The organism is Holdemania filiformis (genome assembly GCF_003459085.1).
Taxonomy (GTDB): Bacteria; Bacillota_I; Bacilli_A; order Erysipelotrichales; family Erysipelotrichaceae; genus Holdemania; species Holdemania filiformis.
The window spans coordinates 132,732-155,678 of sequence record NZ_QRUP01000002.1 but is presented as its reverse complement, the minus strand read 5'-3'; the positions used below and the strand labels follow the sequence as shown (position 1 = coordinate 155,678).

The window sequence follows — 22,947 nt, the reverse complement described above, 5'->3', positions numbered from 1 at the left end:
CGATGGATGCTTTAATAATAATATAAGGTAATATAGCTGTCTTCATTTTGTTCGTACAACGTGCCGAAACCCGGTGAACAGTTGATCACGACGCCCCGCGGCAGATTCGCGGCTTCTTCCTCGCTCATGCCGCTGGTATCCAGCACGGAAAGCATGACTTCCCCACCCTGGCTTTCCAACAGCGACTGGGCCTCAAAGACGTCCATGCCTTTGATCGACCAGTCGATCTGGAAGGTCGGATACGCGGCGATCACAAACCGGATCGTGTTGGTTTTCTGCGGATCGATCTTGGTCTGCGGATCGAGCAGTTCCTGACGCAGGATCGTGCCCGGCGCGCTGTCGCTGGCTTCCTGGCTTGTCTGAATGCGGATATTGGAACCCTCGAGCTTTTCACGGGCTTCGCTGATCTTCATTCCGACATAATTTTCAACGACGACATAGCGGCCCAGCGATACCTTGATCTTCACCTGACTGCCGCCCGTCAGTGCCGTACCCGCGGCCGGATCGCTTTCATAGATCCGGTCTTTCTCCACGTCGTCGGTTAACGCGTAGCTGATCTCAGCGCGGTTCAGCTCCAGCCCGGCGTCGCTGAGCGTGGAAGCTGCCTGCTCGACCGTCAGGTTGATCAACGGCGGCACTTCGACCAGCTGGCTTTTGCCGCCCCAGTTGCCGGTCAGCGCGAGGATAAAGACCACCGCCGCGATTGACAGAACGACTAACCCGGTGATCAGCAGGCCCACCCAGGCGTTGCTTTTCTTCTTCCGTTTCTTTTTCTTTTTGTTCGGCTTGGCCGAGGGATGTGAGGAACCGCTCTCCTTGCGCCGGGCCGTGTCGATGGCGATCGTCTTGTTGCCCTCGCTCGGCGTTTTGAACACGACGCGCGGCTCATCAGCGCGCTGCGGGGACAGGCAGGTTGTTAAATCCTGAAGCATGACCTCACAGCTGGGATAGCGGAAATTCTTATTTTTCGCGGTCGCCCGCAGGATCACGTTTTCAACGGCCTGAGGTAGCTGCGGATTGAGCTTGCGGATCGAGGGGATTTCCTCGCGCATGTGCTTCATCGCGATCTGTACGGCCTGTTCGCCATGGAACGGCACCTCGCCGGAAAGCAGCTCGTAGAACACAATGCCTAAGGAATAAATATCGCTCTGGCGTGTTGCGGCTTCCCCGCGCGCCACCTCCGGGGCAAGATAGTGAACCGACCCCATGACCGAATCCGACTGCGTCAGCTGCAGCGCGTCCTGCGCCAGCGCGATGCCGAAGTCAACGACCTTGAGTGTGCCGTCGTCTTTGATCAGCACGTTCTGCGGCTTGATATCGCGGTGAATGATATTGCAGCGGTGCGCTTCGGCAACCGCGCTGACCAACTGCTTCATAATCGCCACGGCTTCTTCCTTGCACAAAGCGCCGCGCTGGGCGATCAGCTGTTTCAGATCCTTGCCGCGGACGTATTCCATCACGATGTAATGGTAGCCGTTTTCCTCGCCGACGTCGTAAATGTCGACGATGTTGGGATGCGAGAGCGCCGTGGAGGCGTTGGCTTCCCGCTGAAACCGCAGCAGCGCGACGGGATCGTTGCTTAATTCCCCGCGCAGCACCTTTACCGCGACTTCCCGGTTGAGCAGCGTGTCGACGGCGACATAGACGTCCGCCATTCCGCCCTGACCGATGTGCTTGACGACCATATAGCGCTTGGCAATCATTTTGTTCATCGCTTATCCCCCGCTTCCTTCTGGATCAGGATGATCGTGATGTTGTCGTAGCCGCCCTGCAGCAACGCCAGATTCATCAGCTGCTTGCTTTTGGCCTGCAGCGTCTGGCGGCTGTCGAGCATGACCTTGGCGATCACACTGTCGGGCACATAACCGTGCAGTCCGTCGGAGCATAATAAAAACGTATCCGCCGGATCGTCAATCCGCGTCAGATCGATGCGGATGTTGGACCAGATGCCCAGGGCGTTGGTCAGCATATTCCGCTTCGGATGATTCATCATTTCTTCCTCGCTCAGCTCGCCATGGTTGACCATATCCTGAACCAGCGTGTGATCCTGCGTCAGGCAGCGGAAGCTGCCGTCCTGAAACGAAGCGTAGGCGCGGCTGTCGCCGACGTTGATCACGTAGCTGCCCTGCGGGATCAGCAGCACCCCGACCAGAGTTGTGCCCATTCCCTGATATTCCCGGCGGGTTGTCGAAAGCGTGAACACGGTGTCGTTGGCCTTGCGGATCTGATAGCGCAGCCAGGTCAGAGCTTCCTCCTCATCCTTGAAGCCTTTGTTCGCGCTGAACACCTCGCTGAAATACTGGATCGCGGTCTGGGACGCCACGTCGCCGGAATTGCCCCCGCCGATGCCGTCGCAGACCAAAGCGAAAACATCGCCTACCTCATTGGAGGCGATGACATAGCTGTCCTGATTGTTCGCGCGGACTAAGCCGGTATCGGTAGCGCCGAAGCACTTCATTGCCCGCGCATCCTTTCATGCTTGGCGCGCAGCTGCCCGCACGCAGCGTCGATGTCGTTGCCGTGCTCCTGGCGCAGCGTCGCTTTCACGCCCTGCTTCATCAGCACGTCGTAAAAGCGCATCGCAGATTTGTAATCCGTACTCTTATAGCCGTTTTCATCGACTTGATTGTAGGGAATCAGATTGACGTAGGCGTTCATGCCGCGGATCAGGGCTGCCAGCTTCACCGCCATCTCGTTGGTGTCGTTAACGCCTTGAAGCAGGATGTATTCAAACGTCAGGCGGCGGTTGTTCTCCACCGAATAGCGGCGCAGACAGGCCATGAGCGGGCCTAACGGATAAGCCTTGTTGACCGGCATGATCCGGCTGCGCAGCTCATCGGTCGGGGCGTGCAGCGAAATCGCCAGGTTGTACTGTTTATGCTCGGCCGCAAACCGGTCGATGCTCGGAATCAGCCCGCTGGTCGAAATCGTGATGTGGCGGGCGCCGATCGCCAGGCCCTTGTCATGGTTGATCGTGTTGCAGAAATTCAGCACGTTGTCATAATTGTCAAACGGTTCGCCTGTGCCCATGACGACGACATGCGAAATCCGGTCTTCTTCCTTGTCCAGCTCCAGCTGCACAGTCATGACCTGCGCGACCATTTCGCCGCTGGTCAGATCCCGCTGTTTTTTCAGCAGACCGCTGGCGCAGAACGTGCAGCCCATGTTGCAGCCGATCTGCGAGGTTACGCATAAGGAGCGGCCGTAATTGTAGGTCATCAAGACGCACTCAACCAACGCCCCGTCGCCCAGTTCAAACAAAAACTTGACTGTGCCGTCGCGCGACACCTGCTTTTCAACAAGCTGGATCGGATTGATGCAGAACTGTTCCTTCAGCGCCGCGATCATCTCCTTGCTCAAATCGGTCATCTGATCGAAGGACGTCGCATGCTTGCGGTACAGCCATTGAAAAATCTGATCGGCCCGGTATTTTTTCCATCCCCGGCTGAGGACGAGTTCCTCAAGTCCGGAATAACTGTAATCATAAATTGTTTTCATTCTATCACCGTCCTTTATTCTATCATAGTTTTAACCGCGGCGGGTCATTTTCGCGATATAAAAGCCATCCTGCGCGCCTTCATCCGGGAAGATCGTTTGTTCCGCCATCAGCTCAAATTCCGGATGCTGAAGCAAAAATGCGGCGACCTGCTTGTCGTTTTCCTTGCGGTTGAGCGTGCAGGTGCTGTAAACCAGCGTCCCGCCCGGTTTGCACAGCGGCGCGCAATGGGTCAGGATCGCAGCCTGCAGCGCGACGATCTCGTCCAGCGAGTCCGGCGTCAGCCGCAGCAGAATTTCCGGCTTATGCCGCAATACCCCCAAACCGCTGCATGGCACGTCCAGCAGCACACGGTCAAACTGCCGCCCGGCCAGCTGCTGGTCCGCCTGCGCGGCATCGAGCGTCCGGGTCTGAATGATCGTCGCACCGCAGCGCTGCGCCGCTTCCTCGACTAACGCCAGCCGATGGGCATGCAGATCGCAGGCCAGAATCGAGCCTTCGTTGTTCATCATCGCCGCCAGCTGCGTCGTCTTGGTGCCCGGCGCGCTGCAGGCGTCAAAAACCGTGTCGTTCGGTTTGGGATCGAGCATCAGCGCGACTTGTTGGCTGGAACGATCCTGAATGACGATTTTCCCTTCCTTCAGCCAGGGATCGCTGACCGGATTGCCCGCGGTGCGGATCGTCCAGCCGTTGGACTCCAGCGCCCAGTCCGGCCGCTGCGCCAGCGCTTCCCGGCTTAATTTCAGCGGATTGATCCGCACGCTGACCGCCGCTTCTTCCAAGTCCGCCAGCGCGATTCGGCGCATTTTTTCTTCGCCATAGTGGGCTTTCCACAGCTGCAGCAGCCACTGCGGGTGACTGGTCACTAACGCCAGATCCGCGATGGATTCCGGCTCCGGCAGCGGTTTGGGTCCGCGCCGCAGCAGCTGGCGCAAAACGGCGTTGACCAGACCTTTTTTGCTTCGCGGACACAGTTCGACCGCGTCGTTGACGATGGCGTACTCAGCGCCTTTATTGAGATAAAAAAGCTGGTACACGCTCATGTCGAGCAAGACCGCGATGCTGGGTTCCGGCACGTTGCGCACTAAATCCCGCCATTGCCAGCGCAGCGGTTCACGATGGCGCAGCACGCCGTAGATCACGGCGGTCACCCAGCGTTTTTCTTCCTCACTGAGCGTCTGGCCGTGCTGGCGCAGCCACAGATTGGCATACTGGCCTTCATTGAGGATCGCGTTCAGCCCCTGCCACGCTCTTTTTCTTGTTGTGTTCATCAGCCTGCTCCTTTGCTTGTTTATACTTGATCCTCCTGCGGAACCGCCGGCTGAGACAGAGCGGGCGGTTCCCTAAAGAGGAAACGGAATGAATGAAATCCGCTACTCGAGAATCAGCGGATTGACGTCGATGCTTAAATGGGCCTGAGAGCGCTGCCTGCGGTATTCCTGGAGAACCTGCGCCAGCGCGGCCTTCATCTGATCCAGATTCTTGCCTTTCAGCACCAGACGGCTGCGGTAGCGGTCCTGCAGCTTAAACAGATCGCTCGGCCCCAGCACCTTAAACAGACTGGATTGCCGCAGCGCCTGCGCCACGTCCTGCGCCGATTGCTTCGGACGGTCCGGCCGGACGTCGGAGAAGGTCAGCGCGATCAGGTAGGTATACGGCGGATAGCCGCCTAAATGCCGATACTGCATCTCCTGATAGAAAAAGCTTTGATAATCCTGCCGGCTGCCAGCGACAACCGCGAAATGATTTGGATCAAACGCCTGGATGACAACCTCCCCGGGCGTCTGGGAACGGCCGCTGCGCCCGGCCGCCTGCATGATCAAATCGAACGTCATCTCCACGCTGCGAAAGTCCGGCCGGGCCGTACCGGCGTCGGCGTTGAGGATGCCGACCAGCGTGACCTGCGGAAAATCCAGCCCTTTGGCGATCATCTGCGTGCCGACCAGGATATCCGCTTCATGCCGGCCGAATTGTTCAAGCAGCTTCTGATGCGCTTCCTTGCGCGATGTCGTATCGGCGTCCATGCGCAGCACGCGGGCCTGCGGAAACAGCCGCGCGACTTCTTCCTCCAGCTTCTGCGTGCCGTAGCCCGGCGCCGCAAACGTCCGCGATCCGCATTTCGGACAGACTGTGACCAACGGAAACTCCGAGCCGCACAGATGGCACTTCATCTTCTGAATCGATTTATGATAGGAAAGGGCCACGTCGCAATGCGGGCACTGCAGAGTTTCGCCGCACTGGCCGCATTTGATCAGCGGACTGTATCCGCGCCGGTTCAATAACAGGATCGCCTGCTCGCCCCGCTTGATCCGATCCGCGATTTTCTGGCGCAGCACATCGCTCAGAATTCCCGACTGCGCGCGGTTCTGATTCTTCATATCGACCACTGTGCAGACCGGCAGCTGCCGGTTAACCCGTTCTTTCAGCTCAGCCAGACCGTACACCCCTTTTAGCGCCCGGGCGTAGGATTCCAGCGACGGCGTCGCGCTGCCCAGGATCACCTTGCATCCGAAATGACGCGCGCGGTGAATGGCGATATCGCGGCAATGGTACTGCGGCAGGGAATCCTGCTTATAGCTGGAATCGTGCTCCTCGTCCAGAATGATCAGGCCGAGATGATCAAACGGCATAAACACCGCCGAGCGGGTGCCGACGACAATCGAAGCCTGCTTTTCAAATACCCGGCAGTATTGTTCGTATTTCTGTTGATTGTTCAGCGCGGAGTGATAAATCGCCACATCGTTCTGGAAGCGGCCTTTGACGCGCGCTACCATCTGTGGGGTCAGCGAGATTTCCGGCACTAGGATTAACACCTGTTGGCCCGCATCAAGCACCTGACGAGCCAGATGCAGATAGACCTCCGTCTTTCCGCTGCCGGTCACCCCGTGAAGCAGAATCACGTCTTGGGTGCTCGTTTGAATTTCCTGCACGACCCGCTTCTGATCCGCGTTCAGCGGCAGAAAGGCTTCCGCCTGACCGACCTGTTCTTCCCGCGCTTTTACCGTCCGGCTGTCCAGCCGGACGCAGCCCAGCTTTTCCAGCGTGCGGGTGATCGCCGGCGACTGTTTGCGCCATTGCGCCAAAACCGTCGGGCCTTCCGTCCGCAGCCAGCCCAGCACTTCCTTCTGCCGGGGCGTTAAGAGCGGATGCTCGCCCACATACACGGCGATCTGTTCCATTTTAATTTTCTGGTTCGAGCTTTTCGGCTTGAGCTTGCTCGGCAGCATCGCCTGAAAACAGGAAATCACCGGGGAAAGCGTATCCTCCGCCATCCATTTAGCCAGCTCAAACAATTCCGGCGTGATCAGCGCGTTCTCATCGAGCACGGACAAAAGCGGCTTCAAAGGGCGGCCGTTAACCTGAGTCTCCGGCTGACCGTCGTCCACCTCCGTCACCGCATCGACAAACCCGACGATCTGACGGCCGTTGAAATCGACACTCACCCGCTTGCCCTTTTCAGCCGGCAGCTGCAGCGCGTCATAAGAAAACACCTGATCGAGCTGTAAAACCGGATGTTCAATCCAAACTTTCGCGATCCGCATGCGCCGTCACCTCCGAATTCTGTCCTTTATCATATCATAATTTAAGCGCCGCGAAAACGGAAGTTCGGAAAAAGCCGGCAGAGTTTGGCGGACGATAAAAAGAATGCAGCGCCCCGGTTTAACGGCTGGCATTCGTTTCCCGCTGGCGGAGTTTCCGGCAGGTGCGGTAGAATTTCTGATATGACATTCCGCTTTGGGCAATTAGCTCCTTGGATGGCCGGCTTTTCTGCCGCCATTGTTGATACAGCGGCATGAACTCCGGCGGCACCGCCAGCTGCGGACGGCCTAAATGCACACCCTTTTCCTTGGCGATCCGGATGCCCTCAGCCTGGCGCTGGCGGATCATCTTGCGCTCGTTCTCCGCGACAAATGAAAGCAGCTCCAGCACGAGATTGCAGATGAGCGTGCCGACCAGATCCTGATCGACGCTGGTGTCCAGAATCGGCATATCCAGAATTTTGATATGGACTTTGCGGGTACGCGTAATCCATTTCCATTCTTCAAGAATTTCTTCATAATTGCGGCCTAACCGATCCAGGCTCTGAACGACGATCAGATCGCCAGGTTTGACTTTACGGCGCGTCAGCTTCTGATAACCGGGACGGTTAAAATCCTTTCCGCTGAGCTTATCCATATAAATCCGCCGCGGCGCGACGCCATAGGCGATCAGCTCCTTCCTCTGACGTTCGATATTCTGATCCTTTGATGAAACGCGGATATATCCGTAAACGGTCTGTGACATAACTTCCTCCTCCATGAATTCATTACATCATAGACACAGAAAAAATGGAGATGGTAATATTTCTCTCCATTTAAGTCATCCTTCTGTTTTAAAAAGGTGTACCTTTTTGACACAATCAGAACAAGCTGAAAAAATTACCAGGAAAACCCAAATAGGTTTTGACAGGAACCGTTCTACCCATTAAAATAGAGAATAGAGTGGTTCGTTGGGTGTTTTATTAAAGTACACTTTACTGAAACGATAAAGGAGTGAGAAGGATTATGGCCCTAATTGATCAGGTCGCCGATCAGTGCGGTTTATTCATTTCCGATTTAAAAGCGCAGGATAATTACTCCGTAATTGCCGAGATCCTGACGCAGATTGACCCGGATTCCTTCCCGGTTACGGACTGGAATCATTTCATCACTTATCTATTTGAAAAGGACGTTGCGTTTACATCCTCCAGCCAAGCCCGGCAGACATGCCTGGAACAATTAAATCAGAAATGAGAAGCGAAAGCTTCTTTTTATATTAAAGAATAGAAAGGGATTGATACACTATATAAACCACATCCGTGACTAAATTTAAACAAGCTTCACGCAAAGGGACAGTCTGTGCCACTTCGTAATCGATATTTTCGACATTATCTCGATAATTAAAATTGGATCACGATGAATCCAAATACAAGAGAAGCAGATCCAATTTTGCTTACAGATCCGGCAGCCAAAAATTTTATGAGAAGATTGCGGGGCGGGATACTGAATAACTTTTGATAACGTCCATGTTAAGATAAGGGTTCGCCATGATGTCCATAAGCTTGGGGATGATCTGTTCCCGCTAGTTCAATACCGGACTTCTTGATTTCCTGTCCGATGGATTGCTTATCGGCGGCGAAACCTTTCTAAGATTCGGCCAAAAAAATCAAAAACCGGAGCGTTCACCCCGGTTTTCATCGTTATTTCTCATTTTAAGAGATCTTTGTTTACAAGGAGCCCTGCTCCGTGATGATCATATCCAGCGGAACATCGAAAGCCTCCGGCTCAAAATCAGCCACGCGCTGCATTGTGTAGGCCAGTCCGACCTTCAAGCCGGGAAAGGTATCCAGCACCGAGTCATAATACCCTTTGCCGTAACCGATCCGGTTCTTGCGCCAATCGAATCCGACGACCGGGACGATCATCAGCTCCAGCTCGGACAACGCCGCTTTGCGGGAGGGCTGCGCCACCGGTTCCAACAGCTCGAAACGGGAAGGAATGCAATCCTCCAACCCTTCGATCCAATAGAAATCCAGCGTGTTCCGCCCTTCGCGCACGACGCACTTGGGAACGGCGATCTGTTTACCCTGATCGAGCAGATGCTGCAGGATCCGGCGGGTATCCGCTTCATCATTGATCGAAATATACATTCCGATCTTCTGATACGGTTCCTGCACCTTCATGAGCTGCGACCGGATATTTTCATCAAACTGCGCTTTAAGCAGCGGCGGCAGCTCATGCCGCTTCATCTGCGCCAGCTTCCGCAGTGCTTTTTTATCCAACGCTGCCCTCCATATCCAGCTTCAGCAGCTGGTTCAGCTCGACCGCGTATTCCATCGGCAGCTCGCGGGTAAATGGCTCCAGAAAGCCCATGATGATCATTTCTGTCGCCTGCGATTTCGTCAGTCCGCGCGACATCAGATAGAACAGCTGTTCCTCGGAAATCTTCGAGACTGTCGCTTCATGTTCGATCGTCGAAGTCCGCGAGGACGACACGTTCGTCGGAATCGTGTCGCTGCGGGACTGCTCGTCCAGAATCAGCGTATCACATTCCACCTTCGAACGGGCGTATTCCGCTTTCGGCCCATGCTGGACCAGACCGCGGTAATTGACCTCGCCGCCCAGCCGGGAAACCGACTTGGAGATGATCGTACTGGAAGTATGCGGCGCCAGATGAATCATCTTGGCTCCTGCATCCTGAACCTGATGACGGGATGCCACGGCGATCGAAATGCACATGCCGCGGGCATATTCGCCGACTAACAGACAGGCCGGATATTTCATATTCGTCTGCGACCCGATGTTGCCGTCGATCCACTCCATTGCCCCGTGCGCATCGACCTTGGCGCGCTTGGTAACGAGGTTGATGATGTTGTCCGACCAGTTTTGAACGGTCGAATACCGGCACTTGCCGCCTTCCTTGATGATGATCTCAACCACCGCGGCATGCAGCGAGTCCTTGGAATACGTCGGCGCCGTACAGCCTTCGACGTAATGGACGTCCGCGCCCTCATCGACGATGATCAGCGTCCGTTCAAACTGGCCCATCTGTTCCGAATTGATGCGGAAATAGGACTGCAGCGGTTTTTCCAGCTTTACCCCTTTCGGGACATAGATGAACGAACCGCCCGACCACACGGCGCTGTTGAGCGCGGCGAACTTGTTGTCGGTATACGGCACAACCGTTGCGAAGTATTCCTTCACCAGTTCCGGAACCTGCTGCAGAGCGGAGTCGGTATCCAGGAAAATAACGCCCTTCTCCTCGACTTCCTTCAGCATGTTGTGATAAACCGTTTCTGATTCATACTGGGTGTTGACACCGGCTAAGAACTTCTGTTCCGCCTCCGGGATGCCCAGCCGGTCAAAGGTGTCCTTGATCGTCTCCGGCACCTCGTCCCAATCCGTTTCCTTCTTGTTGCTCGGACGGATATAGTAGGTGTAATCGTCAAAATTCAACGTGCTTAAGTCAGGACCCCAATCCTGGATCGGCATCTTGACGAACGCGTCATAGGCTTTCAGACGGAAATCCAGCATCCACTGCGGTTCCTTTTTGATCTTCGAGATCTCGATCACTGTTTCCCGGGTCAGGCCCTTTTTTGTTTTGAAGACGCTGACGTCCTCATCGTGAAAGCCGTATTGGTAATCGTCCTGCGTTTTCAGGACTGTTTCTTGTTCGCGGCTCATTGATTTTTCTCCCATTCTTCGATCATTTCCTTCATCGCTTTCCAACCGATCGTCGCGCATTTAATCCGGTTGGCCTGCTTGCTGACATTCTTGAAGGCAACCGCCTCCTGCAGCCGCTCCGGATCATACGGCTGTTCCTCGATCATCGCGAAATACTCGTCGATGATCGCTTTGGCTTCGGCGACGCTTTTGCCTTTTAACAGCTCTGTCATGATCGAGGTCGACGACGTTGAAATCGTGCAGGCGACCCCGTCGAAGCGCACGTCTTCGATGCTGCCCGCAGGATTGATTTTGGATTGAACCGTAATATCGTCGATGCAGGATTCCGAAGCCATATGCACCTGATGGTAGCCCGCATCGTCCGTCAGCTTATGATTGTGCGGATATTGATAGTGATCCATGATGATCTCGCGCAGGACCATCGGATCCTCCAGCAAACTGGACATAAACTTCCTCCTTTCGGTCAGAAGAACAGTCCGACGCAGTTTTCCAGCGTAATTTCGCTGCACGCCTGGACAAACCGGTCGACGTCCTCCTTCGTGTTATAGAAATACAAACTGGCGCGGATCGTTTCCGAGGTCTTCAGCACATTGAGCAGAATTTTAGCGCAATGATTGCCGGAGCGTACAGCGATCCCCTTGGAATTCAGATATCCGGCCGCATCCTGAGCGAACACATTCTTCACATTGAAGGCGATGATGCCGGTCGGTGAGGTTGGATTATACAGAATCAGGTTATCCAGTTTTTTCAATTTTTCAATCGCGTAGGCCTTGAGCTCATGCTCGTAGGCTTCAATCCTGTCCATCCCGATGTTTTCGAGATAGCGCACGGCCTGTTGCAGGCCGAGCACCCCTTCGATATTCGGCGTCCCGGCTTCAAATTTATACGGCGCGTCCTTTAACAGGATGTTGCCGCACATGTCAAAGCGGGCGTTGCTGCCGCCGCCGAGCATGAACGGATCGGTTTTCTGCAGCAGCTCAAATTTGCCATACAGCACGCCGATGCCGGTCGGGCCGCACATCTTATGCGCGCTGAACGCCAGGAAATCTACGTCCAAGGCCTTCACATCCGTCGGCGTGTGCGGCACGGACTGCGCCCCATCGCAGACGACGATCGCTCCGTGTTCATGGGCAATCCGCGTCATTTCCTCGATCGGCGCGACATAGCCCAGCACATTGGTGATATCCGCGACAGCGACGATCTTCACCTGCTCATGCATCGCCTTGCGGAAGTTCTCCAGCGTCAGCCGGCCATCCTCCGTCAGGGGAATGTATTCAAGCTTCGCGCCGGTTTCCTCCACAACTTTAAACCACGGCAGGATGTTGGACGCGTGTTCCGCCTCCGTCGACAGAATCACGTCGCCCGGCTTTAAATACTTCCGTCCGTAGCCATACGCCACCAGATTCAGCGACGCGCTGGCCCCGGCCGTAAAGACGATTTCCTTCGGCTCGGCATGGATAAACCGCGCCACGTCTTCGCGGGTTTTCTCATAGGCTTCCGATACCTGATAGGAAATTTCATAATCACCGCGGTGAACGTTGGTCGTCTGCTCGGTGTAATACCGCACGACGGCGTCGATCACACACTGCGGCTTGAACGTCGTCGCGGCGTTATCCAGATAAACTAACGGATGCGACTGCATCGTGCGGTTGTGAAGCATTGGAAAATCCTGTCTTATTTTGAGGACGTCAAACATACTTCATTCACCTTCGTTTCAATTTCCTGAGCCAGGGCTTCCTGAAGCTTTGGATCGTCGCTGATCCGGGCGATCGGCAGCAGATAGCCGATCGTGACCAGGCGGATCGCTTCGTCTTCACTCAAGCCGCGACTCTGTAAATAATACATCTGGTTTTCATCCATTTGTCCGATCGTCGTCGCATGGCTGGCTTCCACGTCATTTTCGTCGATCAATAACTTCGGCAGAATCGTCGCGGTCTGCTGGGCGTCAAAGGTCAGCGCGCGGCTGGTCTGATGACTCTTGGCACCGCGGGCGCCCTTTTCGATCTTGCCGGTCGCTTCCATGCGGTAGCGTCCGCCCTGCAGGACAATGCTGTAATTCTCAATGATTCCTGTCGTCTGTCCGGCCTGGTGAATGAGATCGACGACAAACTGCTTCTGAGTCTGTGCGATCACCGCCGACTGAACCAAAGCCTCGGCCCCGCTTTCCTTCAACAGGGTCTTGGACTGATGATCAACCGTGCCCGGATTCAGCTGCACATACGCCGCTTTGAAGCGGGCGTCACGGTAAATTTCGTTGCTTTCGCGAATCGTGATCGGAGTGCTGCTCTCATTCCAATACAAGAGCGTGAGCTGGCTGGCCGCTTCCGCCCGCACCTGAATCGTCAGAGCCTCGGCCCGGCGAATCCGGACGACCAGGGAGCAGGCCGTTTGCGCAGGCGCGGTCAAGGTCAGCGTCAGCGGCGCGGAAGCGTCGATGACAAGCTCGCGCAATGTTTCCTGTAAAACGACGGGGCTGACCGGACTTTCATGCAGGGTCAGCACTGTTTCAGCCATGCTTGCGGCCCCTTGCGCTGGCGGCGCAGCTGCCCAGGGTGAAGGTCAGCTTCACTTCTTCTTTGGCAGGCTGCAGATCCAGCTGTTGATACAGCCAGTCGTAGCCATCCTGATCAATTTTCTGAACCAGCGTTTCATCGCCTTCCATGACGATCCGGCCGTTGATCAGCACGTGCGCGTGCGTCGGCTTTAATAACTGATAGAATCGTTCGTAATGCGAAACGACGATCATGCCTAAACCTGTTTCCTGCTGCATCTGCGTCACGGCGTCGGCCACGATTTTCAAGGCGTCGACGTCCAATCCGCTGTCGATCTCATCCAGCATCGCCAGCGACGGCTTCAGCATTTTCATCTGCACGATTTCGTTGCGCTTTTTCTCGCCGCCCGAAAAGCCCTCGTTGAGGAAACGATGCGCTAAATCCGGCTTCATCTGCAGATCTTTAATCGTCTTTTCCATTTCCTTAATAAAAGAGAACAGGGAAATCGGATTTTCCCGGCGGGCGTTCATCGCCGCACGCAGGAAATCGGAGTTCGTGACGCCCGGCACTTCCTGGGGATACTGCATCGCCAGAAACAAACCGGCGCGGCTGCGCTCGTCGACGCTCATCGCCAAAACATCGCGGCCGTCGTATTCAATCGTTCCGCTTGTCACAGTATATTTCGGGTGACCCATAATCGCCGCCAGCAGCGTCGATTTTCCGTTTCCGTTAGGACCCATTAAAGCATGTATTTCATGATCGGCGACCGTCAGATCGATCCCTTTGAGGATCTCCTTGCCTTCGACCTCAACATGAAGATTTTTAATCATCAGCTGACTCATTCTCTCATCCTTTCCGCTCATGATTCGAGTTGTTATCCAGACAAAAAATGTCCAGAATGATTATAGCATATTCTGTTTCAGGATGTGCGGATTATTATCTGTTCAAACGGCTTTACCAAGCACTCTTTCGGCCTTTTTCTTCCAGCGATGATGGAAAAAAGCGGGAAAATGGGGTTGTTCACACAAAATTCAGATAGAAAGCCCGCCGATCAAATTGCAAAGTCCCCTGAAATACCCTATAATAATAAAGTTCATTAGGAGGTACATTCATGTTACAAACACTCAAAAAGTACTGGTTTGTGTGCCTTGTTGGCGTTCTGTTAATCGGAGCCAGCATTTATTTTGCATACGACCAGAACAAAGGAAAGCTCCCAGGAAAATCAGTCGGCGGCGAGGACGTCGTATTCTCGATCGGCGATGAGGATATCACAGCCGGAGAATTCTACGACACGCTGTTTAACGAAATGGGCGTCGCCGGCGTCTACCAGTTCATGGAGAAAGCGGTCGTTGATCCGTCCATTGAAACCACGGAGGAAATGAAGACGCAGGCCCAGTCGTATGCGGATTCGATTACGGCGCAGTATCAGTCGACCTACGGCGATCAGTACAAGGAAATGCTGCTGACAGCGCTCAACGGCGTCGGCTACAGCAAGCTTTCTGATCTGACAGACTACTTCATCCACATCCAGAAGACGCAGCAGATGATCAAGGATTACATCAACGCACATGCCGACGAATACATTCCGGCGTATGTTGAAGCGAAGAAGCCGCGGATTGTCAGCCATATCTTAATCAAGATGGATGATCCGGCCAACCCGACGGAAGAAGAAACCAACCGCGTCAATGCGGTCAAGGACGCGCTGGCCAGCGGCCGCGATTTCGGCGAAGTAGCGCAGGAGTTGTCGGAAGATTCCGGCTCCGCCGTCCAGAATGGTTCGATCGGCTACATGGACGCCGACAGCCAGTTAGTCTCCCCGTTCCTGGAAACCGCGCTGGCGATGAACGAGGGCGAGGTCAGCGAATGGATTCAGACGACTTATGGCTGGCACATCATCAAGTGCGATGTCTCCGCGACAGAGACGCTGAAAGGCTATGATGAGTTCTACGACGCCCTGGCGACCTACTACCCGAACCTGCAGCCGAAGGTTGTCTGGGAGAAGGCTCAGGAAATGAACCTGGACTTCAAGGGCAACGACGAACTGCAGAACAAACTGTTGATCTACATGGGTTTAAATGAAAAAGACGAACCGGAAACTCAGCCGGAAACTACGGAAAACACGGAAAATCCTGAAGGTCAGAGCGAAGATCAGAACAACGCCGAAGATCAAAACGGTGAAAACAACGGCGAGCAGGGAGGAAACGAATAATGAAGAAGCTTGTTCTTTTAGCCCTCGGGGCCTTATTGTTAGCGGGCTGCAGCGATGCACGCGCGTCCCTGAAAGATCCGAAGACGGCCGTCTTCTCCGTCGGCAATCAGACGCTGACCAAAGGCGACATGTACAACTTCATGTTGGCGCGGGATGCCGGCTATTTCACGATCAATGAAGCAAAGAAAGTTATTTTTGAAAAAGAAGTGCCGGTGACGGATGAAATGCGCAGCGAAGCAGAAGAAACGCTGAACACGTACAAGACGATGCTGGGCGATTCGTTTGCCAGCTACCTGCAGTCCTATGGCTTCGCGGATGAGGAAGAATACCTGAACAATAGTCTGTTAGTCAGTCTGCAGGCTCAGGAACTGACGAAGGTTTACGTCAATGAAAAGTTCGGCGAGCTGGTTTCCCGCTATTCTCCGAAGAAAATCCGGATCATGCAGTTCACCGATGAAGCAACAGCGAACCAGGCCCTGGAACAGGTCAAGAACGGCGCAAACTTTGAAGAGACGGCGACAAGCTTAGGCTCCAGCGTTTCCGCCGCCGAGACAATCGCAACGACGCAGAGCAGCTATGCGACCAACGTCCTGTCGACGCTGTCGGTCATCACAGATCCGACACTGACCGATGTGATCGCTGATGACAACGGCGCGAACTTCTACATCGTTCAGGTCATCGCGACGGATGCGGAAAGCTTTAAGGATGAAGCGGTCGATACGATCGCTGCGATCAGTGCGCTGTCTTCGGAAGCGTCAATCTTCTACTTTGAAAAATACAATTTCACAGTCTATGATAAGACGATCTATGATCAGTTGGAATCCAACTACGCGGATTATCTGATTCAGGCAAAATCAAAATAACAAAGAATCTTAAAACGCAAAAAGACCTGAGAGCTGCGCGATGCAAAATCCCAGGTCTTTTTCTACGTTCTCGCCTCGAAATGAAGTGAGAAGAGGTTTACATTTTTTCGTGATGAATTATCACTGCGAATATTTTTCCAAACCGCAGGCGAGCGCTGGAAATGCATTCCTCTTTCCTATATAATAAGGGACATGGAGGATTAGGAAATATGGAAAAAGCAAAGGTTTATACAACGAACCTGAGAACTCATGGAACAACCAGCCTGCTGGACAAATTAGAGCGTCTTGTAAAACAGGCTGGGATCGAAAATCTGGATTTTCAGGATAAATATGTCGCGATTAAAATTCATTTTGGCGAGCCGGGAAATCTGGCGTATCTGCGGCCGAATTACGCGCACCGGATCGTAGATCTGATCAAGTCGTTAGGCGGCAAGCCGTTTCTGACCGACTGCAACACCTTGTATGTCGGCGGACGAAAGAATGCTTTGGATCACATTGAATCAGCGTATCAGAATGGCTACAATCCGTTCAGCTGCGGCTGTCACATCCTGATCGCCGACGGGTTGAAAGGCACGGACGAGGTCCTGGTTCCGATTCATCAGAAACACGTGCAGGAAGCGAAAATTGGCCGGGCGATCATGGATGCGGATATCTTCATTACGATGACTCATTTCAAAGGTCATGAGTCCACGGGCTTCGGCGGAACGTTGAAGAATATCGGCATGGGCTGCGGTTCCCGCGCTGGAAAGATGGAAATGCACAGCAGTTCCAAACCGCAAGTCAATCCTGAGCAGTGCCGCAGCTGCGGCATGTGCCAGAAGATCTGTGCCCACAGCGCTTTGAATTTCGATGAAAATCACAAAATGCATATCGATCACAGCCGCTGCGTTGGCTGCGGACGCTGCATCGGCATGTGCAACTTCGACGCGATCGAGCCGATGAACGATGAGGCCAACGATATCCTCAACGAGAAGATCGCTGAATACTCCCTGGCCGTTGTTCAGGGGCGTCCGCACTTCCATATCAGCTTTGTCATGGACGTCTCACCATGCTGCGATTGTCACGCGGAGAATGATTTGCCGATCGTTCCGGATATCGGGATCTTTGCATCTTTTGATCCGGTAGCCCTGGATCAGGCTTGTGTCGACGCGGTAAATCAGGCTCCAGTGATTGCGGGCAGCGTCTTAGATGAGCATCGGCATGATCACCACGATCACTTCACCGATACGCATCCGGATACCAACTGGCAGACATGCCTTGCCCATGGCGAAGAAATTGGTCTGGGTACGCGTGAATACGAATTAATTCATTGTTAAGGAGGAGCTTCCCATGTGTGTATTCTGCAGCATCATCAATCACGAAATCCCATCAAAAGTCGTCTACGAAGATGATCTGGTCTTAGCGATCCTGGACATCTCCCAGGTTACAAAAGGTCATACTCTGGTCATGCCTAAGAAGCATGTCGACAATCTGATGGAATGCGACGATGAAACAGCCGCTCATCTGATTCAGGTCGTCAAGCGCTTAGCCAAACAGATTCAGGAAAGAACAGGAGCTCTGGGGATTAATATCCTGAACAACAACGGCGAGACCGCAGGCCAGACCGTGAATCATCTGCATTTCCACATCATTCCCCGTTACAGCGAAAACGATGCGTTCGTATGTGAATTCAGAGAATCAGATAAACAGGATTTGGATGAAGTTTTAGGGTTAGTCAAATAATGATAAAGGCATGGATCATTGCGGTCCATGCCTTTAATTTCTATGGCGCTTTAAAATCATATAGGGTCATCCTAATTATGAATCTAATTTATGTAAAAAATAATATCAATGATTCAGGACCCCCATTCAGTAAAGTCCTCTGAATAAGTTTAACCTAATTAAAAAAGCCTCCATGGTAAAATTGAACTTGCTAAGGGTTCTATCTTTTACCATAGGAGGTGCCATTAATGGCTCATGAACATTCTATCATATCTACCCTCAATCTTCCCGATAATAAAATTAAAGACTTTCAGATTCTCAAAATCAACGGTGTTTTTCATTTTAAAATACCTACATTTCCATTTTTTTAGCCCTTACAAGTATAAAAATGTTGATGACAAAAACAATGTCAAATCATTCACTTTTAGCCAACTTGATATTATCGCTGTAACCATCCTGTACCAAATTGATTTCTTTAAACGTATGAAGCCAGTTCTGAAGACATTCCCTGATAATTGTATTATGGGAAAGCGGAGATGTGCATACAAATGCACATATAATTTTCGGGTGTTTTTTCAAAGCTTCTCCGATACTTTCACATACATTGCAGTTCAATTTCTCTGTTGTTTCATTTCTGCGATCTTCACGCCCATCCACACCAACAATATTTGTAACCTGCTGAAAGCCCTTCAACAAGCGAATCCTTCTTTTTCCCATAGAGCCAAGCCCGATAACCAATACTTCCATTATGCACACCTCCTAAGAGATGTGTAGCACCACTCTATTCTTCGTTTATGCCCCCATCAAAAATGAGGCATATTCAAAATCTTCCAATGTGTCAATGTCAACACTTTTTCTTTTATCCATAATACATGCGTACTCCTTACCATCCAAAATTCTTATCTTGTTATCAGCATAAGAAATTTTACGAATATACAAAGCTCCATTTATCCTGTAATATGTCTTAAGCATCTGCCTTGGAACCGAATTCATATGTTTTCGGAATTCTTCTAATGACAAATCTTTTTCTAAGGGTGTCGCCCACAACGGCGAGTGATCCATTTCACATACACCTGTAACCGCATCTGCATCTTTTAAAGCAAGTTCTCTATAGCCCGCTATAATATCCTCTGGTTTCCTCAATGGCGATGTTGGCTGCAGAAGACATACCGTATCAAATTCTTGGCCTTTTTTCAAATATCCCTCTAAAACTTCTTCTACAACGTCCCAGCTTCTGGCAGTATCACTGCTGTTTTTTTCTGACCGGAGAAACGGAACTTCTGCACCATATTCCCTGGCTATTTCAGCATATTGCAAGCTATCAGTTGACACCATAATTTTGTTAAACAAGCCGGAATCCAATGCTGCCGATATACTGTAAGCAATCAGTGGTTTATCACACAAAAGCTTAATATTTTTATCCTTTAGTCCTTTAGAACCACTTCTTGCAGGGATAATTGCCAAATTATTTGTTTTCACTACATCCATTACTTTCCTCCCAGATATGAGATTGTTTTCTCCTTATTTCCTCGACTGATACGTCCTTAATGGTTAAACACGGGGAACATCCAAATACAATTGAACAGTCCGGTATGTTTTCGCCTATAATTTTTACTCCTGCTGAAATTATCACATTATTTCCAATATCACAGTTTCCTAAAACGCTGCTGTTTGCATACATCAATACATTCTCACCCATTCTGCGATATACCAAATGACCCTGCCTGTCCCTGTTGCCTCAACCATACGCCCTTGATATATCATGAAACGATGGCCATACTCCGTCCTTCCTAGGACGCTCCCCAATGGATGTTCTTCATAAAAAATATCCGGCAAATCTATTCCATAAAACCAGTCTATTGAATGCATGACTTTATTGAGATAATAGACTGCATCTGTCTCTATACCACCCCAAACTTTCTGAAGAGCTTTGGAAAGGAAGTACAGATATATAGAATACTGCACAGAATACATGGGACTAAAAAACACTTCTTCATCCCGCCATACATATCGATTTGTCTAGCTCAGCGCATTTAAGCATTTGTTCATTTTTTGAAGTGCCACCGGGATACCACAGCAGACTTTATTCAAGTCTAAACCCGTCCAATAGGCAGATAACTGTTTTCTTAAATTATCTTCCAATAAATCAATACCACCACTAATCTTCATTCGGCACCTCTATGTTATAAAACTTCTTCTTTATGTCTATTCCATTGTGAAACATGTCCATAATATGTTTCACAACTTTTGGGCTTGTCAGCCCATCGCCATATGGGTTAACTACTGTTCTGCACTTATTTTTAAAGGATACCGACTGAGCGATGCCAAAAGCACTGCAAATATCCTGCTCCAGTGGTTTACAGTTAATAATACTCTCTGCCTGTAACCTTCCTTTTTGTCTGTCCCCGATATTAATCGTCGGGATCTGGAAGGATGGTGCTTCCACCAAGCCGCTTGAAGAATTTCCAATAACCATATCTGCATATTTAAGTGCACTTAAATACCGAATCATACCAAGTGACTCTCTTACCAATACATTTTCATGCGTCCCTGCATATTCATCCAGCATCTTATTGATTATTCTATCATCACTGTCCGCATTTGCTTTTGATATGATATATTTCATCTCAGGATGCCTATCAAACGCATGGAGCATCTCCCTGCACTGTTCCCCTGCACTTTTTCCTTCCAACGTAACCGGATGAAACGTAACAACCGCATACGGCTTATCTAGGGAAAATCCTAAGTCCTTTTCTAACTCCTCTTTACTAATCAGTTTTTGTTTTTTTGCATTTTCAATACCAACAGCCCCAACGGTAAAGACCCTTTCCGGATTCTCTCCAAGCTGAATCACCCGTCTTCTGTACTCTTCTGTGCTTGTCAAATGAAGGTAACTCATCTTTGTAATGGCATGACGTATTGCCTCATCAACTGCCCCTTCTGTTGTCTCTCCCCCATACAGATGAACAATCGGGATTCTCTCATTCATTGCCGCACAGCAGACCGCTAATGTTTCATACCTGTCTCCCAAAACAAGTATGGCATTGGGTCTTCGTTCCGCAAAATAATCTGCAAATCCAATCATTACAAGTCCCATGCTCTTAGAAATCGCAGATGGTGTGTCCGAACTGAGAAGAATTTCGATTTTCCTGTCAAGCTCATAGCCATCCTTTTCTATCTCTTTATATGTCAGACCGAACTCAGGTGACAAATGTGCTCCGGTAGCAACGATACGTACCTGTAATTCACTTTTATTCTTCAACTCTCTTATAATAGGATTTAATAGCCCATATTCTGCTCTCGTTGCGGTTAATACCATAATTGATTTCATATTTCAATCAGTTCCTCCTCAGCAAAATCATGAACAGCTCTGGTTCCAATAATCTCATTCCATCTCATCGGTGAAATTCCTGTTCCCGGACGTTTTGTTGTAAGATTATCCTCCGTGAAGACTTCTCCTTTTTCTATATTTCTTTTTGCTACAATGCTCTTTCTGGCCACAGCTTTATTTGCAATTTCTGATGGTGACGGTTTTTTATCACCATCACCAATTGCCTGTTCTATATTTCGAATGGATTGGATCATTTTCTTCAGTTCATCCGGCTCAAGGCTGGCTTTGTGATCCGGTCCTTCCATATTTCTGTCTAATGTAAAATGTTTTTCTATTATGGTAGCCCCCATTGCAACAGCAGCTATCGGTACTTCAATACCTTTTGTATGGTCTGAATAGCCTACAGGCACACAATATCTTTTGTTCAGTGTTTCCATTGCTTTCAGGTTAACATCCCTATATGGTGTCGGATACTGCGTATTGCAATGTAAAAGTGTTATTTCCTTTGTTCCATTTTCTGTTAAAAGATGAACTGCAGCATCTATTTCCTTCAAATTGCTCATTCCTGTGGACATAATAACAGGTTTACATGTCCTTGCAATTTCAAGTAAATATGGATAGTTTGTAATCTCTCCCGATGGAACCTTCCAAACAGGAACTATTTTTTCAAGAAAACGAATACTTTCTATATCAAACGGTGTTGATAGGAAACCAATCTCTACTTTTCGACAATATTCATATAATTCTGTGAACTCCTCAAAACTGAGCAACAGCTTACTTAACATTTCCTTCTGGGTTTCATCTTTCCCGGTATTTGTTTTCTGGTATTCGGCCATTTCGGCACACCTTGAAACTAATGATTCGAGTTTTGCCGTCTGAAATTTAACAATGTCTGCTCCTGCTTTTTTTGCCTCATCAACCAACCTTTTTGCCAACTTCAAGCTTCCATTATGATTTACACCTGCCTCAGCAATAATCAATACCTTTTTCATAATCATTTATCCTCTTATTCTCGAATCTCCTTTGCAGGATTCCCCACCATAGTTTTTCTTTCTTCTATATTCCTAATAACCACTGTACCTGCACCCACTATGCAATCATTTCCAATTGTAAGACATTGTATCACTGTTGCATTAGCACCTATGAATGTCCTTTCACCGATTACGGATTGCCCGCAGATTACAGCACCTATTGACACATGAGAATACTTACCAACCTTACATTCATGTTCAACAATGCATCCCGTATTTAAAATACAAAAATCACCGATTGAAGAGTTTGCATTCACAACTACACATCGCCCAATATAAGTTCCTTCTCCAATCATAACATCTGAAGCAACTATTGCTGAAGGATCAATTATAGCTGGAAAATCAAATCCCATCTTCTTATATTGACAGCACAGCTTCTCTCTAATAGACGATTTTCCCATAAATCCTATCGCCATGCAAGCCTTTGAAATTCCCATAGAAAAAATAGTTTTCGCTATATTATCAGCTCCGAGAATAGTGTAATTCTTATATACTCTTTCTCCAACTCGCCCCTCGGCAAGAAATCCTGCAATTTCAAAACAATGTCCTCTTTCTATGGTATCCACAACCGTTTTTGCGTGGCCTCCTGCACCAATAATTATTATTTTTTCCACAGATTGTC

At 50.7% G+C, this 22,947-nt stretch carries 24 protein-coding genes; 5 read left to right on the top strand and 19 right to left on the bottom strand.

Annotated features, from left to right (window positions below):
- Positions 1–11 precede the first annotated feature (11 nt).
- The 6 genes from pknB to DWY25_RS02735 all read right to left on the bottom strand — a co-directional run bounded on the left by pknB (position 12) and on the right by DWY25_RS02735 (position 7,780).
- Positions 12–1,712: a Stk1 family PASTA domain-containing Ser/Thr kinase gene (gene pknB / locus DWY25_RS02760; RefSeq protein WP_117893358.1), complete on the bottom strand. Its 1,701-nt coding sequence runs from the start codon at positions 1,710–1,712 to the stop codon at positions 12–14.
- Entirely contained in the window at positions 1,709–2,458 is a 750-nt protein-coding gene (locus DWY25_RS02755; RefSeq protein ID WP_006058944.1) for a Stp1/IreP family PP2C-type Ser/Thr phosphatase, read from the bottom strand. Before DWY25_RS02755 ends, pknB begins: the two co-directional genes overlap by 4 nt.
- Positions 2,455–3,498 carry a dual-specificity RNA methyltransferase RlmN gene (rlmN, locus tag DWY25_RS02750; RefSeq protein WP_117893356.1) on the bottom strand — a complete coding sequence of 348 codons (1,044 nt, stop codon included), beginning with the start codon at positions 3,496–3,498 and terminating at the stop codon, positions 2,455–2,457. Before rlmN ends, DWY25_RS02755 begins: the two co-directional genes overlap by 4 nt.
- 30 nt (positions 3,499–3,528) lie before the next feature.
- The gene (gene rsmB / locus DWY25_RS02745; protein ID WP_117893354.1) at positions 3,529–4,767 is read right to left on the bottom strand and encodes a 16S rRNA (cytosine(967)-C(5))-methyltransferase RsmB; all 1,239 of its coding nucleotides are present in this window, start codon (positions 4,765–4,767) and stop codon (positions 3,529–3,531) included.
- Between the two features lie 102 nt (positions 4,768–4,869).
- Entirely contained in the window at positions 4,870–7,038 is a 2,169-nt protein-coding gene (gene priA / locus DWY25_RS02740) for a replication restart helicase PriA (RefSeq protein ID WP_117893351.1), read from the bottom strand.
- Positions 7,039–7,156: 118 nt separating this feature from the next.
- On the bottom strand, positions 7,157–7,780 hold the full coding sequence (locus DWY25_RS02735) for a recombinase family protein (RefSeq protein ID WP_072684184.1): 624 nt from the start codon (positions 7,778–7,780) through the stop codon (positions 7,157–7,159).
- A 260-nt stretch (positions 7,781–8,040) separates the two neighbouring features.
- On the opposite strand from DWY25_RS02735, the gene DWY25_RS02730 reads away from it, so the two are divergent.
- Positions 8,041–8,268, top strand: coding sequence for a hypothetical protein (locus tag DWY25_RS02730; protein WP_117893348.1), 228 nt, complete (start codon positions 8,041–8,043; stop codon positions 8,266–8,268).
- 473 nt (positions 8,269–8,741) lie between these two features.
- On the opposite strand, the gene DWY25_RS02725 is transcribed toward DWY25_RS02730, so the two are convergent.
- Genes DWY25_RS02725 through sufC form a run of 6 tightly spaced genes read right to left on the bottom strand, consistent with a single transcriptional unit; the run spans position 8,742 to position 14,032 of the window.
- On the bottom strand, positions 8,742–9,296 hold the full coding sequence (locus tag DWY25_RS02725; protein WP_072684182.1) for a 5-formyltetrahydrofolate cyclo-ligase: 555 nt from the start codon (positions 9,294–9,296) through the stop codon (positions 8,742–8,744).
- The gene (gene sufB / locus DWY25_RS02720; RefSeq protein WP_006058937.1) at positions 9,289–10,698 is read right to left on the bottom strand and encodes a Fe-S cluster assembly protein SufB; all 1,410 of its coding nucleotides are present in this window, start codon (positions 10,696–10,698) and stop codon (positions 9,289–9,291) included. The genes DWY25_RS02725 and sufB overlap by 8 nt, the downstream gene beginning before the upstream one ends.
- Complete coding sequence (gene sufU / locus DWY25_RS02715; protein WP_117893345.1) at positions 10,695–11,144, bottom strand: Fe-S cluster assembly sulfur transfer protein SufU; 450 nt, start codon at positions 11,142–11,144, stop codon at positions 10,695–10,697. Before sufU ends, sufB begins: the two co-directional genes overlap by 4 nt.
- A 17-nt stretch (positions 11,145–11,161) precedes the next feature.
- Positions 11,162–12,394: an aminotransferase class V-fold PLP-dependent enzyme gene (locus DWY25_RS02710; RefSeq protein WP_117893342.1), complete on the bottom strand. Its 1,233-nt coding sequence runs from the start codon at positions 12,392–12,394 to the stop codon at positions 11,162–11,164.
- The gene (locus DWY25_RS02705; RefSeq protein ID WP_117893339.1) at positions 12,373–13,212 is read right to left on the bottom strand and encodes a SufD family Fe-S cluster assembly protein; all 840 of its coding nucleotides are present in this window, start codon (positions 13,210–13,212) and stop codon (positions 12,373–12,375) included. The genes DWY25_RS02710 and DWY25_RS02705 overlap by 22 nt, the downstream gene beginning before the upstream one ends.
- Positions 13,205–14,032: a Fe-S cluster assembly ATPase SufC gene (gene sufC, locus DWY25_RS02700; protein ID WP_039864287.1), complete on the bottom strand. Its 828-nt coding sequence runs from the start codon at positions 14,030–14,032 to the stop codon at positions 13,205–13,207. The genes DWY25_RS02705 and sufC overlap by 8 nt, the downstream gene beginning before the upstream one ends.
- Before the next feature lie 269 nt (positions 14,033–14,301).
- Here sufC and DWY25_RS02695 point away from each other — a divergent pair, with 269 nt between their 5' ends.
- The 4 genes from DWY25_RS02695 (at position 14,302) to DWY25_RS02680 (ending at position 17,984) form a co-directional block, all read left to right on the top strand.
- On the top strand, positions 14,302–15,399 hold the full coding sequence (locus DWY25_RS02695; RefSeq protein WP_117893336.1) for a peptidylprolyl isomerase: 1,098 nt from the start codon (positions 14,302–14,304) through the stop codon (positions 15,397–15,399).
- Entirely contained in the window at positions 15,399–16,262 is an 864-nt protein-coding gene (locus tag DWY25_RS02690) for a peptidylprolyl isomerase PrsA family protein (RefSeq protein ID WP_117893334.1), read from the top strand. Before DWY25_RS02695 ends, DWY25_RS02690 begins: the two co-directional genes overlap by 1 nt.
- 209 nt (positions 16,263–16,471) lie before the next feature.
- Positions 16,472–17,578: a DUF362 domain-containing protein gene (locus DWY25_RS02685; protein WP_117893331.1), complete on the top strand. Its 1,107-nt coding sequence runs from the start codon at positions 16,472–16,474 to the stop codon at positions 17,576–17,578.
- 13 nt (positions 17,579–17,591) lie between these two features.
- Entirely contained in the window at positions 17,592–17,984 is a 393-nt protein-coding gene (locus DWY25_RS02680) for an HIT family protein (protein ID WP_117893328.1), read from the top strand.
- 393 nt (positions 17,985–18,377) lie between these two features.
- On the opposite strand, the gene DWY25_RS02675 is transcribed toward DWY25_RS02680, so the two are convergent.
- The 7 genes from DWY25_RS02675 to DWY25_RS02645 all read right to left on the bottom strand — a co-directional run bounded on the left by DWY25_RS02675 (position 18,378) and on the right by DWY25_RS02645 (position 22,939).
- Positions 18,378–18,710: a Gfo/Idh/MocA family oxidoreductase gene (locus DWY25_RS02675; protein ID WP_117893325.1), complete on the bottom strand. Its 333-nt coding sequence runs from the start codon at positions 18,708–18,710 to the stop codon at positions 18,378–18,380.
- A gap of 45 nt (positions 18,711–18,755) precedes the next feature.
- On the bottom strand, positions 18,756–19,451 hold the full coding sequence (locus DWY25_RS02670) for an acylneuraminate cytidylyltransferase family protein (protein ID WP_117893323.1): 696 nt from the start codon (positions 19,449–19,451) through the stop codon (positions 18,756–18,758).
- Positions 19,429–19,662, bottom strand: a complete 234-nt coding sequence (locus tag DWY25_RS18075; RefSeq protein ID WP_117893320.1) for an LbetaH domain-containing protein — start codon at positions 19,660–19,662, stop codon at positions 19,429–19,431. Before DWY25_RS18075 ends, DWY25_RS02670 begins: the two co-directional genes overlap by 23 nt.
- 320 nt (positions 19,663–19,982) lie before the next feature.
- A complete protein-coding gene (locus DWY25_RS17675; protein ID WP_181981655.1) occupies positions 19,983–20,132 on the bottom strand; it encodes a hypothetical protein in 150 nt (49 codons plus the stop codon).
- On the bottom strand, positions 20,122–21,294 hold the full coding sequence (neuC, locus tag DWY25_RS02655; protein WP_117893314.1) for a UDP-N-acetylglucosamine 2-epimerase: 1,173 nt from the start codon (positions 21,292–21,294) through the stop codon (positions 20,122–20,124). Before neuC ends, DWY25_RS17675 begins: the two co-directional genes overlap by 11 nt.
- Entirely contained in the window at positions 21,291–22,286 is a 996-nt protein-coding gene (gene neuB, locus DWY25_RS02650; protein ID WP_117893649.1) for an N-acetylneuraminate synthase, read from the bottom strand. The genes neuC and neuB overlap by 4 nt, the downstream gene beginning before the upstream one ends.
- Positions 22,287–22,300: 14 nt before the next feature.
- The gene (locus tag DWY25_RS02645) at positions 22,301–22,939 is read right to left on the bottom strand and encodes an acetyltransferase (RefSeq protein ID WP_117893311.1); all 639 of its coding nucleotides are present in this window, start codon (positions 22,937–22,939) and stop codon (positions 22,301–22,303) included.
- Positions 22,940–22,947: the final 8 nt, after the last annotated feature.

Coding starts and splice junctions, on each gene's coding strand:
- pknB (WP_117893358.1), bottom strand. CDS start 1,712: ATGAACAAAATGATTGCCAAGCGCTATATGGTCGTCAAGCACATCGGT.
- DWY25_RS02755 (WP_006058944.1), bottom strand. CDS start 2,458: ATGAAGTGCTTCGGCGCTACCGATACCGGCTTAGTCCGCGCGAACAAT.
- rlmN (WP_117893356.1), bottom strand. CDS start 3,498: ATGAAAACAATTTATGATTACAGTTATTCCGGACTTGAGGAACTCGTC.
- rsmB (WP_117893354.1), bottom strand. CDS start 4,767: ATGAACACAACAAGAAAAAGAGCGTGGCAGGGGCTGAACGCGATCCTC.
- priA (WP_117893351.1), bottom strand. CDS start 7,038: ATGCGGATCGCGAAAGTTTGGATTGAACATCCGGTTTTACAGCTCGAT.
- DWY25_RS02735 (WP_072684184.1), bottom strand. CDS start 7,780: ATGTCACAGACCGTTTACGGATATATCCGCGTTTCATCAAAGGATCAG.
- DWY25_RS02730 (WP_117893348.1), top strand. CDS start 8,041: ATGGCCCTAATTGATCAGGTCGCCGATCAGTGCGGTTTATTCATTTCC.
- sufB (WP_006058937.1), bottom strand. CDS start 10,698: ATGAGCCGCGAACAAGAAACAGTCCTGAAAACGCAGGACGATTACCAA.
- sufU (WP_117893345.1), bottom strand. CDS start 11,144: ATGTCCAGTTTGCTGGAGGATCCGATGGTCCTGCGCGAGATCATCATG.
- DWY25_RS02710 (WP_117893342.1), bottom strand. CDS start 12,394: ATGTTTGACGTCCTCAAAATAAGACAGGATTTTCCAATGCTTCACAAC.
- DWY25_RS02705 (WP_117893339.1), bottom strand. CDS start 13,212: ATGGCTGAAACAGTGCTGACCCTGCATGAAAGTCCGGTCAGCCCCGTC.
- sufC (WP_039864287.1), bottom strand. CDS start 14,032: ATGAGTCAGCTGATGATTAAAAATCTTCATGTTGAGGTCGAAGGCAAG.
- DWY25_RS02695 (WP_117893336.1), top strand. CDS start 14,302: ATGTTACAAACACTCAAAAAGTACTGGTTTGTGTGCCTTGTTGGCGTT.
- DWY25_RS02690 (WP_117893334.1), top strand. CDS start 15,399: ATGAAGAAGCTTGTTCTTTTAGCCCTCGGGGCCTTATTGTTAGCGGGC.
- DWY25_RS02685 (WP_117893331.1), top strand. CDS start 16,472: ATGGAAAAAGCAAAGGTTTATACAACGAACCTGAGAACTCATGGAACA.
- DWY25_RS02680 (WP_117893328.1), top strand. CDS start 17,592: ATGTGTGTATTCTGCAGCATCATCAATCACGAAATCCCATCAAAAGTC.
- DWY25_RS02675 (WP_117893325.1), bottom strand. CDS start 18,710: ATGGAAGTATTGGTTATCGGGCTTGGCTCTATGGGAAAAAGAAGGATT.
- DWY25_RS02670 (WP_117893323.1), bottom strand. CDS start 19,451: ATGGATGTAGTGAAAACAAATAATTTGGCAATTATCCCTGCAAGAAGT.
- DWY25_RS18075 (WP_117893320.1), bottom strand. CDS start 19,662: ATGGGTGAGAATGTATTGATGTATGCAAACAGCAGCGTTTTAGGAAAC.
- DWY25_RS17675 (WP_181981655.1), bottom strand. CDS start 20,132: ATGAAGATTAGTGGTGGTATTGATTTATTGGAAGATAATTTAAGAAAA.
- neuC (WP_117893314.1), bottom strand. CDS start 21,294: ATGAAATCAATTATGGTATTAACCGCAACGAGAGCAGAATATGGGCTA.
- neuB (WP_117893649.1), bottom strand. CDS start 22,286: ATGAAAAAGGTATTGATTATTGCTGAGGCAGGTGTAAATCATAATGGA.